Origin of the sequence: Sediminibacillus halophilus (genome assembly GCF_900103695.1) — a bacterium.
In the GTDB taxonomy this organism is placed as follows: domain Bacteria; phylum Bacillota; class Bacilli; order Bacillales; family Amphibacillaceae; genus Sediminibacillus; species Sediminibacillus halophilus.
On sequence record NZ_FNHF01000003.1, the window covers coordinates 701,171 to 714,023 of the forward strand.

The 12,853-nt window shown below is 45.8% G+C and carries 14 protein-coding genes; 12 read left to right on the top strand and 2 right to left on the bottom strand.

What is annotated here, in order from left to right; genetic code table 11:
- Positions 1-20: 20 nt before the first annotated feature.
- The 3 genes from BLR82_RS13730 to BLR82_RS13740 all read left to right on the top strand — a co-directional run bounded on the left by BLR82_RS13730 (position 21) and on the right by BLR82_RS13740 (position 1,643).
- The gene (locus BLR82_RS13730; RefSeq protein WP_074600015.1) at positions 21-902 is read left to right on the top strand and encodes a LysR family transcriptional regulator; all 882 of its coding nucleotides are present in this window, start codon (positions 21-23) and stop codon (positions 900-902) included.
- 161 nt (positions 903-1,063) lie between these two features.
- The gene (locus BLR82_RS13735) at positions 1,064-1,345 is read left to right on the top strand and encodes an AbrB/MazE/SpoVT family DNA-binding domain-containing protein (protein WP_074600016.1); all 282 of its coding nucleotides are present in this window, start codon (positions 1,064-1,066) and stop codon (positions 1,343-1,345) included.
- A gap of 85 nt (positions 1,346-1,430) precedes the next feature.
- Complete coding sequence (locus BLR82_RS13740) at positions 1,431-1,643, top strand: hypothetical protein (protein WP_074600017.1); 213 nt, start codon at positions 1,431-1,433, stop codon at positions 1,641-1,643.
- Between the two features lie 53 nt (positions 1,644-1,696).
- Here the strand turns inward: BLR82_RS13740 and BLR82_RS21090 are convergent, their stop codons facing one another.
- Positions 1,697-1,864, bottom strand: a complete 168-nt coding sequence (locus BLR82_RS21090; protein ID WP_175486813.1) for a hypothetical protein — start codon at positions 1,862-1,864, stop codon at positions 1,697-1,699.
- Positions 1,865-1,996: 132 nt separating this feature from the next.
- On the opposite strand from BLR82_RS21090, the gene BLR82_RS13745 reads away from it, so the two are divergent.
- Positions 1,997-2,305: a DUF5634 family protein gene (locus BLR82_RS13745; protein WP_074600018.1), complete on the top strand. Its 309-nt coding sequence runs from the start codon at positions 1,997-1,999 to the stop codon at positions 2,303-2,305.
- 152 nt (positions 2,306-2,457) lie between these two features.
- On the opposite strand, the gene BLR82_RS13750 is transcribed toward BLR82_RS13745, so the two are convergent.
- Positions 2,458-2,649, bottom strand: a complete 192-nt coding sequence (locus BLR82_RS13750) for a hypothetical protein (protein ID WP_074600019.1) — start codon at positions 2,647-2,649, stop codon at positions 2,458-2,460.
- A 344-nt stretch (positions 2,650-2,993) separates the two neighbouring features.
- Between BLR82_RS13750 and BLR82_RS13755 the strand changes: the two genes are divergently transcribed.
- The 8 genes from BLR82_RS13755 to lacZ all read left to right on the top strand — a co-directional run bounded on the left by BLR82_RS13755 (position 2,994) and on the right by lacZ (position 12,762).
- A complete protein-coding gene (locus BLR82_RS13755) occupies positions 2,994-4,184 on the top strand; it encodes a response regulator (protein WP_083334857.1) in 1,191 nt (396 codons plus the stop codon).
- An 18-nt stretch (positions 4,185-4,202) separates the two neighbouring features.
- A complete protein-coding gene (locus BLR82_RS20620; RefSeq protein WP_175486814.1) occupies positions 4,203-4,511 on the top strand; it encodes a helix-turn-helix transcriptional regulator in 309 nt (102 codons plus the stop codon).
- 8 nt (positions 4,512-4,519) lie between these two features.
- Positions 4,520-5,647, top strand: coding sequence for a HAMP domain-containing protein (locus tag BLR82_RS21565; RefSeq protein WP_342721605.1), 1,128 nt, complete (start codon positions 4,520-4,522; stop codon positions 5,645-5,647).
- The gene (locus tag BLR82_RS21570; protein ID WP_342721606.1) at positions 5,644-6,339 is read left to right on the top strand and encodes a sensor histidine kinase; all 696 of its coding nucleotides are present in this window, start codon (positions 5,644-5,646) and stop codon (positions 6,337-6,339) included. The genes BLR82_RS21565 and BLR82_RS21570 overlap by 4 nt, the downstream gene beginning before the upstream one ends.
- Positions 6,340-6,448: 109 nt before the next feature.
- The gene (locus BLR82_RS13765; protein WP_074600020.1) at positions 6,449-7,744 is read left to right on the top strand and encodes an ABC transporter substrate-binding protein; all 1,296 of its coding nucleotides are present in this window, start codon (positions 6,449-6,451) and stop codon (positions 7,742-7,744) included.
- A gap of 141 nt (positions 7,745-7,885) precedes the next feature.
- Entirely contained in the window at positions 7,886-8,812 is a 927-nt protein-coding gene (locus BLR82_RS13770; protein WP_083334859.1) for a carbohydrate ABC transporter permease, read from the top strand.
- Positions 8,809-9,624 carry a carbohydrate ABC transporter permease gene (locus BLR82_RS13775; RefSeq protein WP_074600021.1) on the top strand — a complete coding sequence of 272 codons (816 nt, stop codon included), beginning with the start codon at positions 8,809-8,811 and terminating at the stop codon, positions 9,622-9,624. Before BLR82_RS13770 ends, BLR82_RS13775 begins: the two co-directional genes overlap by 4 nt.
- Before the next feature lie 27 nt (positions 9,625-9,651).
- On the top strand, positions 9,652-12,762 hold the full coding sequence (gene lacZ, locus BLR82_RS13780) for a beta-galactosidase, LacZ type (RefSeq protein WP_074600022.1): 3,111 nt from the start codon (positions 9,652-9,654) through the stop codon (positions 12,760-12,762).
- Positions 12,763-12,853: the final 91 nt, after the last annotated feature.

Sequence of the window (12,853 nt, forward strand, 5' to 3'; positions counted from 1 at the left end):
AACCGGCAAGGTGGTGCGTCGTGAATATAGAGAGCTTACGGATGTTTTGCCGCGTAGTAGATGAAGGAAGCATAAGCCAAGCGGCTCGGTCGAGTTATGTAACCCAACCGGCTGTGACTAGGCAGATTCGTCAGCTGGAAAATCGTTATGGAACGTTGCTGTTTGACAGGACGGATGGAAAGCTCATGTTATCGGATGCTGGAAAAACGTTGTATGGCTACGCAAAAGAAATAGTAGAAATCGACAATATTTCCTATGAAGCGATCCAGGAATTGACCGGTGTACAAGCTTCCGTACTTAAGGTCGGAGCCAGTTTGACGATTGGCGAGTATCTACTGCCTGGATTGCTAGGAAATTTCAAAAAGCAGCATGAGGAAATAAAGTTTAGTTTATCCATCGGCAATACGCCGTATGTTTTGGCAAAATTGGAAGAAAACGAAGTCGATATAGCCTTGGTAGAAAGTACAGTAGACAACGACGACTTTAAAGTTCAGAAGTTTGCCGATGATGAGCTGATTCTTGTCACTTCCCACAATCATCGTTGGGCGTCACGTGATTATATTGACGTTCAAGAGCTTGCGGAAGAGAAGATGATATGGCGTGAAAAAGACTCAGGCACACGTTCACTTGTCGAAAATGCTTTGAGTGGCCGGGGAGTTCTGGTGGGGATCCAGCATGCAATGGAGCTCGGCAGTATGCAATCGATTAAGAGTGCAGTGGAGGCAGACTTGGGTGTAAGCATTCTTCCACGCTTGACGGTGACAAAAGAATTGAAATATAAAGCTTTGCGCGAAGTAATGGTGAGAGATTTCAGTATTATGCGTGATTTATGGATTGTCCAAAAACAGCGTCGGTTTAAAAAATCTGCCGAAACCGATTTTGAGGAGTTTTTGCTTCATTAGCCTAAATCCTATGGAATCAAAAGATTTATGGTAGACTTAAAAAATTCTGTACAAAAACAAAGTATTCGTTGAATCCTGATCGGACTTGTTACAATGATTCTATAAAGTATTTATTTTCTCATGTTGTATCATTTTATTATTTTCATAAAGGGGAGAACGAAGTGAAAAGTACAGGTGTAGTAAGGAAATTGGATCAATTGGGACGCATTGTGATCCCGATGGAAGTCCGCAGGAATTTGGAAATTGAAGAAAAAGATCCTGTTGAAATTTTTGTCGATGAGGATAAAATCGTCCTGCAAAAATACAAACCGAGCAAGCAATGCATGATAACAGGTGAAATCAGCGAGGATAACATTGTACTGCCAAGTGGCATTGTGGTAAGTCCCGAGGGAATGGAAGTCCTTCAAGAACAAATTGAAGAAAACTTTCCTGCCAAAAGTTAAAGCTGCGCTTTTTTTTAGTAATATTCATACTACATAGGAAATCTGGAAGAATAAATAACGAAGCGTTATTTACTGGAGGTCCTATATGAAAAACGATAAACAACTGCGCAAGGAAATGAACAACGTCAAAACCGAAACAGACAGCTCGGCAATCTTGAATGATGTCATCGATAGTGAGTTCGAACAACACCCGGGACAGAACGAAGAACTGACCAAGGACCATCCACTCACCGCCGAGCAGGAAATCACGCAAAACAATACGGACGGGAAAACGTGGATGCATGATGAGGAAGAGTAAGATAAAGGAAGCAGTTGGTTCCGCAAAAGCGGGACCAACTGCTTTTCCTGTTTTCAGTCTCGCTTTTTTCCGCGCTGCTCATTCAAATAGCGATTTTCACCTGGAGAATAGGTGATGTCGCGGAAGTCATTGGCCTCCTGGCCTGGATAGCTTAATGGTTGTTCACCAATTGGGTTGGTTTTCTTTTCACGTTTCATATGGTTTGGATCTTTATTGGTCATTTGAATTCACCCTTCTCTTATAGTGTCTTCCATATATAGTCTGCTTCAAACCTCTAAGGTAAGACGAGGAAATTTTTGCATGCATGGCTTATTCGAAAGGAATCCATATTAAAGGGCAAGGAGGGATGGATCGTGGATCACGTAACCATTGACCAAATAAGAGGCGAGCTGCAAGATTCTTTTGAAACGCTTATGGAAAAGTACAATATTGATGATATCGGTACCTTTGAAGAAGAAGGGCCAGAGGACGATTATTACATTGGTTATACGGTAAGAAAAAATGGAAGAGTGTACATGGTGCACATGCCATTCGCAAAAACAGATGAAGGGCAGTTGGAGTTGGCCAGACAGGAATGGACGGTGGAGACAGACGATCCTACCGACGAAGATATCAGCGGTTTTCCGACCATCGACGCCGTATTTGAGCAATTGTTCAAATGAGAGGATTAGGAGAGACGGCGATATTTCTGCCTGAAATCAAAGAATGGCGAGGCCAGCAGGCAGATGCCCGAGGAGTCTAGCCTTTTCCTGCCCATACACTCACCCGGTAGGATAGTCAAAGGGGCTGATCTAATTAGATTAGCCCTTTGTCTTTATTTCTTTTCGTCCGGATCAAAAAAAGTACGAACGCCGGTATTCATCTGCGATTTTGCCATGTCTTCTGCCGATAGTTCTAAATCAAATAGTGGCTTCTCCATAGCTTTCCGCGTTTCTTTGAATTCCCATGCGACGGTACCGGCAAGGGAATCAACTTCCCCCGTAATATTTCTTTTTCCTTTCTCCATCTATCGGTAACACGGGTGATATACCTTTTATTGCAACCCCTCTCCTTATAGTCAAAATAACCTTCATACGGTAGAATGGTTCATTAACAGGATTGGTTTCCCATCGGTTAATCGAGTTCCACCATTTGGAATCATTTTTAAAAAAGAGGCAGCACGGGATGGTGGCACTGGAACAAAAAAGCAGTACTTATCCCTGATTTTTTATATTAAACTAATAATAACGTTACCGATTGTCATCCTGCCACATTGTCTGCACTGCAATTAAAAAAGCTTTGTCCGTGCATGTGCCGCTTCGTATTTCTTCTAAAGTAAGGCTACTTTTTAAAGGGGGAGGGAGATATACTATGAGGGCTTTGTACAAGGTATTGATCGTTGACGATGAAATGCTGATCAGACAAGGAATCATCAATTACATTGACTGGGAGCGGGAAGGTTTCCAGATAGCTGGAGAAGCTTCGAACGGGAAGGAAGCTTTACGGATGATTGAAAAATTGGAACCTCACATCCTTATTACGGATATTGTCATGCCTGATCTGGATGGAACCGAGCTGGTCAAATTGGCTAAAGCGAAATATCCGGAAATGGAAATCATCGTGTTGAGCAGTTTTGAAAACTTCGACTATGTCCGCTCGACTTTTCAAAATGGGGTGGCCGATTATATTCTCAAGCCAAAGCTTAACGGAGAAGAATTGATCAAAACGCTGCGCAGGATAGCACCTGCTACCAGAGGAACTACTAAAAAGACCGTCTCACTGGAGGAGCTGCTGGAAAAACGGATCCAGGGTTACGCCTTGCCTAGTCATGAGGAACAAATGCTAAAGGATTTTCCTTATGAGCAATTTTTTCTGGCAGGGATTTGTTGGGTTGATGACGACAAAGAAGGACAGGTATTGGAGAGCTTCATGAATCTGGGTTCGGATAAAAAGTCGTTATTGCTGCCGGAAAATGAAAGCGATTTCCGGGTAATGTTGATCAATTTCCCGGCTGAACAGCAGCTATCCGTTAAGCAGGACCTGATCAATTTGACAAACGAGCACCGCGATTCTGGATTAACGATTACTTTGTTAATTAGTATGCCGTTTTCACTTATAGATGAACTAAAAAGTGTGTATGAAAATAGTCTCATGAAATTGCATAACTACATGTTTTATTTATCCGGAGAAACTGTTCTGATTGATGGGGAACTGCCCGAACCGGAAAAGGCAAGCCCATTTCGGCTGAGTCAATTCATCGAGCTGTTTAAACAAAAAAAATTCGACACTGCGATTGCTTCACTGGAAAAGCACGTGGAACAGTTAACGAGGGATTACACACAGGATATCTTTGAGTTCAAGTCCTGGCTGGAAAATATCATCTTTAATGTTATCGTACTGTTGGGAAACATGAAGTACAATGTCGAGGAACTGGAACAGGCAAAATACCAGTATTTTGCCGATATCAATGAAGCAAAAGATGCCAAATCGGCGATTACCCAGTTTGATGATTTTCTTGGTGCTGTTCAGTCTTTGTTGGCAATTCACACAAATGTCGATTGATCCCCAGGAATTCAGGCGTTGCTCGACTATATTGACGAACATTATGCGGATTCTCTGTCTTTGGGAGCATTGGCCGAGCATTTCCACTACAATCCATCCTATTTATCCAGTTATTTTAGCGCTCATTTTCATATCGGATTCAGTGACTATTTAAATCAGGTGAGGATTGCCAAAGCAAAAGAGATTTTGGTTACGAGCACAGCTACGGTCAATCAGGTGAGCGAAATGGTCGGCTACGGCGAACCAAGCTATTTTTGCAAAGTGTTCAAACGGATAGAGGGCATGTCTCCAGGGCGCTACCGTAAAAAAAGTTCAGCAAAGATGTGAGGATAATGATGAGAAAATTGATGAGCACGATCCGGACAAACAGTCTATTTGTGAAGATGTTCCTGGTCATGGTAATCAGCATCATTGCAGTGACGGTACTGATTACCTTTAGTACCATCCGGATGTCCAATAATTTATTCATGGAAACGTTCAGTATCACCAATACAAAGGTACTGAATCAAATTAAACAGCAATTTGAGTCGTTCAGCTATTCGGTTGCATTTACTACCATTAACGTCCAGGACAACGGGATGATCAAGCGGCTGCTGACAAAGGAGAATGTCAGCTCGCTGGAAGCATCCAATTCTTTTTACACCATCAAAGAGCAGATGGACCGGATATTTTCCAACAATCCAAATGATGCCAATATGATTGTACTCGGGAAGAACAAGCAGTTATTCAATATGAAATATATCAACTGGTCGGTTTCCGCCGATGCGTTGTTTGACCACCCGATCACGAAGAAGACCAACGATCATCCGGATGAAATTCTTTATCAGTTTGTTCCAGAAGGGGAATTCACCAATGGCAGAAGGATGATTGTCGCCACCAAAGCACTCACTGAAAGCTCGACCGATAACGTGTACGGTTATTTGTATATACCGATTCGCGAAAAGGACCTGCGCGAGTTTTATGAAGGATACACGAGCGAAGGGAACGGTGTGCTGGTCATGAACGGCGACGGGCAAATCATTTCCAGCAATCAGGAGGAACTAATCGGACAAGTGGACCAGGAATTGCTGGCGGTTGCTGAAGAGACAGATGAAAACGGTTTGGAATATCAGGATGTCCACGTTTTTGGCAAGGATTATATGCTGTTGACTTCAGCATTGCCGGCTCTTGATATGTATTTGGTGAATCTTGTCGACAAAGAGCTGGTCATCAATAACCTGGTAGATAGAAAGGAAATTGTCCTGATCAGTATTGCGATCGTCCTGTTGGCGGTCGGCATTGTCTTTATCATTTCGAGGAGAATGACCAATTCGCTGCGAAGGCTCGTCAAGCAAATTTCCGATATGGCCAAATATGATTTTAACAAACCGGTTGATGAGAGCGGCGGGTATGAAGCCAAAAAGCTGGCACACGCGTTCAATTATATGCTCAAGAACTGCAGGAACACGTCGACAATTTATTGAAGGCGCAGCGTAAACAGCGGAAGTCAGAGCTGGAAGCCTTACAGCACCAGATCAATCCGCATTTTCTTTACAATACGTTGACCTCGGTGAAATTTCTTGTCAAAGAAAATAAAAAGGCGGAAGCGCTGGAGACGATCGATGCGCTGATTCCGTTGCTGCAAAATGCGCTTGGCAATGTCGATGAAACCATCACGGTCGAACGGGAAGTAACGAATATCAAAAATTACGTGTTGATCAATCAGACACGTTACGGAGAACGAATCAAGGTAAATACCTTCATAGCTCCGGACTGTCTGCACTATCACTTGCCGAAGCTTGTGATCCAGCCGTTTATCGAAAATGCCTTTTTTCATGCTTTCACGGAGAAGAAGCAGGGATATATCCAGATCTTGATCGCAAGGAGGGAGGATCGGTTGGTTTGTGAAGTCGTCGATACTGGGGACGGAATGCAGATTGACCAGCTAACCAGCCGCAAAGGAAAACGGCAGCTTTTCAGCGGAATCGGCGTCCGCAATGTCCATGAACGAATCCAGCTGTTGTTTGGCAAAGAATACGGTGTAGAAGTGACCAGTCAAGTAAACAAAGGAACCAAAGTGAAAATTGTGCTGCCATTACTGGAGGAGAATACTAAAGAAAATACCATTTCTAAAAATAATGCCAAACTCCGTGTCAGTGGTGAAGAAAACTTATAAAAATAGTTATACAATGACCTAAAGATCGTTCTAACGGTCTTTTTTTCTCGGTGCTATCATGGAAACAAGCGACAATGTTAACGCTTACATTATAGAGGGGGTAAGGATGATGAAATTTTTGTACTGGAAAAAGACAGGTTTGTTCCTACTGACCGTTGTCACGCTCCTCGCTCTGGCAGCTTGTTCTTCAGATGATGCCAGCGGAAGCTCGGATACCGGGGAGGAACCGGACAAGATCACGGCTTGGGCCTGGGATCCGAATTTTAACATTGCGGCACTGGAACTTGCCAAAGATGCGTACGAGGAAGATTTGGACCTGGAAATTATCGAGAACGCACAGGACGATATCGTGCAAAAGTTAAACACAGGTCTCAGCTCCGGCAGTATGAAAGGTATGCCAAACATTGTATTGATTGAAGACCAGCGTGCTCAAAGCTTTTTGCAATCTTATCCAGATGCTTTTTATCCGATTGGGGACTATTTCAACACCGATGATTTCGCTCCTTATAAGCTGGCGCCTACCAGTCTCGATGGAAAACAGTACGGGCTGCCGTTTGATACAGGGGTGACCGGGTTGTTCTTCCGTACCGATTATTTGGAAGAGGCTGGTTACACCAAGGAGGACTTGACCGATATCACTTGGGAAAAGTATATCGAAATCGGCAAGGACGTCAAAGCAAAAACAGGCAAGGATATGATTTCGCTTGATCCGAACGACTTGGGGATTCTCCGTGTCATGATTCAAAGTGCCGGCTCCTGGTACGTGGAAGATGATGGCAAGACTGTGAATCTGGTAGATAACGAACCGTTGAAAAAAGCATTTGAAAACTATAAAGCGATGATTGAAGCAGACTTTGTCAAAGCCAATTCTGACTGGAGCCAGTTTATCGCAGCCTTTAATAGCGGCGATGTGGCGACGGTTCCAAGTGGTAACTGGATTGCCCCGAGTATCGAAGCAGAAGAATCTCAGGCAGGCAAATGGGAAGTTGCCCCGATTCCACGCCTGGACTTAAACGGAGCTGTTAATGCATCCAACCAGGGTGGAAGCTCCTTCTATGTCTTGAATATCCCGGGCAAGGAAAAAGCGGCCGAGTTCCTCGGGGCCACGTTTGGCTCAAACGAAGCGTTTTATCAGGACCTCGTGCTTGATGTAGGTGCGCTCGGTACGTACGCCCCGGCAGCAGATGGGGAAGCATACCAGGCAGAGAATGAGTACTTCAGCGGTCAGTCTGTCATCTCCGATTTCTCTGAGTGGACCGAAGAAATCCCGAGCGTCAACTATGGCTTGCACACCTATGCGATCGAGGACATTTTAGCTGCTGAAATGCAAAACTATCTAAAAGGTAAAGACCTGGAAGATGTCTTGGCGGATGCCCAGGCGCAGGCTGAATCGCAGTTGAAATAGTGCATAGGGACGAAAAACCAATAGCAAAGGCTTGAATAGGAAAGTCCAAACAAAAGGGATTCTGCGAAAGCTTGTACTTTCAAAGAGTCCCTTTCTTGCACAATCCTGTAACGATTTCGCATAAGGAGGAGTTGAAAACAGATGAGTAAAGTGATGAAACGAACGGGCCTGCCCTATACTGCCAGCAAAAAGTCGCTCGGCAGACGTTTGAAAAACAATTACATCGGCTGGCTGTTCATCCTGATAGCGGCAGCAGGAATCAGTTTGTTTTATTTTTATCCGATGATCCGTGCATTGCTGCTTTCCTTCCAGTCAGGGATGGGGGCGAATTTGGAATATGTCGGCCTGGAAAACTATATCCGGCTGTTCAGTGACCCGACGTTTATCGCCGCCTTGACGAACACGTTTATTTATTTGCTTGTCCAAGTACCGATCATGATTGTCCTGGCTCTATTTTTTTCTGTCCTGTTGAATGATGCGACGTTAAAGTTCAAAGGATTTTTCCGTACGGCTATCTTTTTACCGTGTGTTACCTCGTTGGTAGCTTATGCCGTTATTTTCAAATACCTGTTTGGCGTGGACGGACTGATTAATAAATTTTTGATGGATTTATCCATTATCTCGGAGCCGTTAAACTGGCTTTCCGACCCGTTTCTCGCAAAAATCACGATTATCGCGGCGATTACATGGCGCTGGACCGGGTATAACATGATTTTTTATTTGTCAGCCTTGCAAAACGTCGACCGCTCGATGTATGAGGCGGCGAAAATCGACGGGGCCTCAAGTTTTCAACAGTTTTTTTACATCACGGTACCAATGCTGAAACCGATTATTTTGTTTACATCCATTATTTCCACAATCGGTACGTTGCAGTTATTTGATGAAGTTATGAATATCACGAACGGCGGACCAGGGAATGCTACCTTGTCGATTTCGATGTACATTTACAATCTTTCCTTCGAATACAGCCCGGACTTCGGTTATGCGGCCACGGTTTCCTATGTGATTGTAATTCTGGTCGTCCTTTTATCGCTCTTACAATTCAAAGTGGCAGGTGATGACAAATGAGAAAGGCAAAACGGATTGCAACATACACTTTTTTAAGTGTCGCATCGATTGTCTCGATTTTCCCGTTTCTCTGGATGCTCGTCAGCATGACCAACAAGTCTGTGGACGTTACCAAGGGGCGTTTGCTACCGGGAACACATTTGTTGGAAAACTTAAAAGCATTGTTTGACACGGTCGACATGGGGACGGCACTGGTCAATTCGACGATCATTGCTGTAATCACGACCTTTTTGACATTGCTGATCGGTTCGCTTGCCGGTTATGGCTTCGAGATTTACCGAACGCCTGGAAAAGACCGGGTGTTCAATCTCCTGCTGTTGTCGATGATGATTCCGTTTGCGGCAATCATGATTCCGTTGTACCGACTATTCGGCGGCCTGCCTTTCTTCGGTATCGATACCTTGGCTGCGGCGATACTGCCGACAATCATCACCGCGTTTTTTATCTTCTTCTTCCGGCAAAACACGAAGATGTTTGCCAAAGAACTGGTGGAAGCCGGAAGAATCGATGGTTTAAGCGAGCTGGGAATCTTTTTTCGGATTTATTTACCGACGATGAAAACGTCTTATGCGGCGGCAGCCATCATCGCGTTCATGAATAGTTGGAACAACTATTTATGGCCCTTGGTCATTTTGCAGTCTCCTGAAAAGCAGACAATCCCGCTGTTGATTTCCAATCTTGGTGCGGGTTACTCGCCGGACTACGGGTTGATCATGTCAGCCATCGTGATTGCAACGCTGCCGACTGCCATTGTCTTCTTTGTGATGCAGAAGCATTTTGTGGCAGGAATGATGGGTTCGGTCAAAGGATAATTTTATTTACTTAGGGGGGAAGATTTGATGGCACACGATTGGGAAAACCATCAGGTGTTACAGCAAAACCGCAGAAAAGAGCGCGCGCACTTCATTCCGTTTTCAGACAGGGAAACAGCGCTGACATTCGATCGAAAGCTTTCAGAGGTCGTTCTTTCCTTGAATGGCCGTTGGAAGTTCCATTACGCGGAAAGTCCTCAAGTAGCCCCGGAAGGATTTTACGCGGTAGGCTATGAAACAAATACCTGGGACGATTTAGATGTTCCTTCATCCTGGCAAATGCATGGTTATGGAAAACCTGCTTATACGAACGTGGTCTACCCATTTCCGGTGGACCCGCCATTCGTACCTACTGAAAACCCGACAGGCTCCTATGTCAGAGAGTTCTGGATCGGTGGGGAATGGTTGGAAAAACAGGTGACCATTACGTTCGAAGGAGTCGACAGTGCATTTTATTTATGGGTGAACGGTAAAGAAGTCGGCTACAGTCAGGGCAGCCGGATACCATCGGAATTCGATTTGACCGCTTATCTTCGGGAAGGAAACAACAAGCTGGCAGTCCAGGTGTATCAGTGGTCCGATGGGACGTACTTGGAAGACCAGGACATGTGGTGGCTAAGCGGTATTTTCCGTGACGTTTATTTAACAGCTGTTCCGAAAGAACATGTCGAAGACTTTTTTGTGAAGGCCGATTTGGTTGAAAAAAGAGGGGGCAGGCTGTCGGTTGAAACGGTGATTGAGAATAGTGGGAACGGTACAGCCGTGGATTACCAGCTTCATTATCAGCTGCTTCGTGAAAACGGTACTATTGTCGGAGAAGCGGACAGCGATACTGTTACGCTTGCCGGGCATAGCCGGGAAACGGTTACTACTACTTTTTCTGTGGAAAACCCTCACCCCTGGTCGGCCGAGGATCCGTATTTGTATCGGCTGCTGATTTCACTCCAGTCTCAATCGGGTGAAACAACCGAAGTCATTCCAGTCCGAGTCGGGTTCCGGAAGGTCGAGCTGCATGACGGTTTGTTTTATGTGAACGGAAAGGCGATCAAGCTGAAAGGGGTCAACCGCCATGATCACCATCCCGACTTAGGGCGGGCTGTTCCGCTGTCATGGATGGAGGAAGACATCCGTTTGATGAAGCAGCACAATATCAATGCGGTCAGAACGTCTCATTACCCGAATGATCCACGCTTTTATGATCTGTGCGATCAATACGGATTGTATGTGATCGACGAGGCCGACTTGGAAACCCACGGTTTTGATGTACTCGGTGACTGGAGCCGGCTCAGTGATGATCCGGAGTGGGAGGAAGCCTATCTGGACCGGATGAAACGGATGGTCGCCCGCGATAAAAACCATCCGTCCATCATTATGTGGTCGCTCGGGAATGAGTCCGGTTACGGAAGAAACCATATGGCGATGGCGGACTGGGCAAGAGCATATGACAATACCCGGTTGATTCACTATGAAGGTGAATGCCGGGCAATCACCCGGTCGGAAAGCAACTATGACCCGCAGCGGGATCCGGAAGCATCCGACGTGTTCACGACAATGTACACGGCAGTTGAAGTGATGGATGCACTTGGACAGCGTAATGATTTAAAAAAGCCGCATATCCTATGCGAGTATGCCCATGCCATGGGAAATGGCCCCGGCGGGTTGAAGGAATATTGGGAAACCTTTTACAAGCATGACCGGCTGCAGGGTGGATTTGTCTGGGAATGGCTTGATCACGGAATTCGCCAAGTGACAATGGATGGAGAAGAATATTTTGCCTATGGCGGGGACTTCGGAGAACAACCGCACGATTCGAATTTTGTGATCGATGGTCTGGTGATGGCTGATCACACCCCGTCTCCGGCACTGAAGGAGTATAAAAAAGTCATCGAACCGGTTGTGGTTGAAGCAATCGATCTGCAGAAAGGCAGATTCAAAGTGGTCAACCGTTATGATTTTGTTTCCCTGGATCATCTACAGGCAGTCTGGTCGATCAAAGCCGGGGAAAAAGTTATTGCCGGCGGCACTTTCTCTGTCGAAAATATCGGCGCCCAAAAGTGCAAGGAAGTGGTTATAGCCTATCAACTCGGAGACGCGCAATATGCTGAGGGGGAGTGTTGGCTGGACATTGACTTTCAGCTGGCATCCGACACAGCATGGGCGAAAGCAGGGCACTCGATTGCATGGGCCCAGTTTGAGCTCCCAGTTAGCCAAACAATAGGCAGGGAAGCTGGAATTCCATCCAAACGTCCGTTGCAGGTGAAGGACGCTGACGGCAGTTTGCTTGTCCAGGGCGGGGATTTCCTTGTTCGGTTCGATAAGACCTCGGGCATCATGTCGGAATACAAATACCAGGGTGTTGATTTGATCAAAACTGGTCCCGTTCTGAATCTATGGCGGGCACCGATTGACAATGATTTATGGGCGCAAGTGCATTGGAAAGATATCCCCTCGATTAAAGAATGGAAAGACTTCGGCCTGCACTGGCTGCAGCAGCGGACTGAGAACGTGAACTGGCAGTCATTACAGGATGATCGGCTGCAGGTATCCGTGGAAGCCCGTGTCGCTCCACCAATCTTGGATTGGGGCATGACGACTTCTTATATGTACACGATTGATCGCGCCGGCGGACTTGCGATCGATGTTAAAGGCGAGCCTTACGGCAAGCTTCCGAGCACCTTCCCGCGTATCGGGCTGAGGATGGAAGTACCGGCAGTATTTGATCATGTTAAATGGAATGGCCTTGGTCCGGGGGAAGCATATGTCGATAGCCGACAAGCTGCTCGTATCGGGGTCTGGACAAAATCGGTGGATGAACTCCATACGCCGTATGCTTTTCCACAAGAAAACGGCAACCGCCACCAGGTCCGCTGGGCGCGGTTGACGGATGAAGCAGGTGTCGGCATCATTTTCCGGGGACAGCCTGTTTTTGATTTCAATGCCCAATTCTATACACAGGAAAACCTGGAAGAAGCACAGCATACGTATGATTTAGTCAGAGAGGACTTCCTCACGGTTTTCCTCGATCACCGACAGCATGGACTGGGCTCGGCAAGCTGTGGTCCCGATGTGTTAGAGAAATACAGGCTGAAGAGCGGAGCTTTCAAGTTTGGCATGAAAATTGAGCCGTATATTCGCTAGTAAAGCTAGAAAAGGATGAAAGAAAGCTAATTTGGCAGTGGATCATGCGCGGATTGCAAAGGGCTGGCATCATCATTTCAACAGCGTATGC

Excerpts from the sequence above, each read along its gene's own strand:
- BLR82_RS13740 (WP_074600017.1), top strand. The coding sequence starts at position 1,431 with ATGAAAAACGATAAACAACTGCGCAAGGAAATGAACAACGTCAAAACC.
- BLR82_RS21090 (WP_175486813.1), bottom strand. The coding sequence starts at position 1,864 with ATGACCAATAAAGATCCAAACCATATGAAACGTGAAAAGAAAACCAAC.
- BLR82_RS13750 (WP_074600019.1), bottom strand. The coding sequence starts at position 2,649 with ATGGAGAAAGGAAAAAGAAATATTACGGGGGAAGTTGATTCCCTTGCC.
- BLR82_RS13755 (WP_083334857.1), top strand. The coding sequence starts at position 2,994 with ATGAGGGCTTTGTACAAGGTATTGATCGTTGACGATGAAATGCTGATC.
- BLR82_RS21565 (WP_342721605.1), top strand. The coding sequence starts at position 4,520 with ATGAGAAAATTGATGAGCACGATCCGGACAAACAGTCTATTTGTGAAG.
- BLR82_RS13765 (WP_074600020.1), top strand. The coding sequence starts at position 6,449 with ATGAAATTTTTGTACTGGAAAAAGACAGGTTTGTTCCTACTGACCGTT.
- BLR82_RS13770 (WP_083334859.1), top strand. The coding sequence starts at position 7,886 with ATGAGTAAAGTGATGAAACGAACGGGCCTGCCCTATACTGCCAGCAAA.
- BLR82_RS13775 (WP_074600021.1), top strand. The coding sequence starts at position 8,809 with ATGAGAAAGGCAAAACGGATTGCAACATACACTTTTTTAAGTGTCGCA.
- lacZ (WP_074600022.1), top strand. The coding sequence starts at position 9,652 with ATGGCACACGATTGGGAAAACCATCAGGTGTTACAGCAAAACCGCAGA.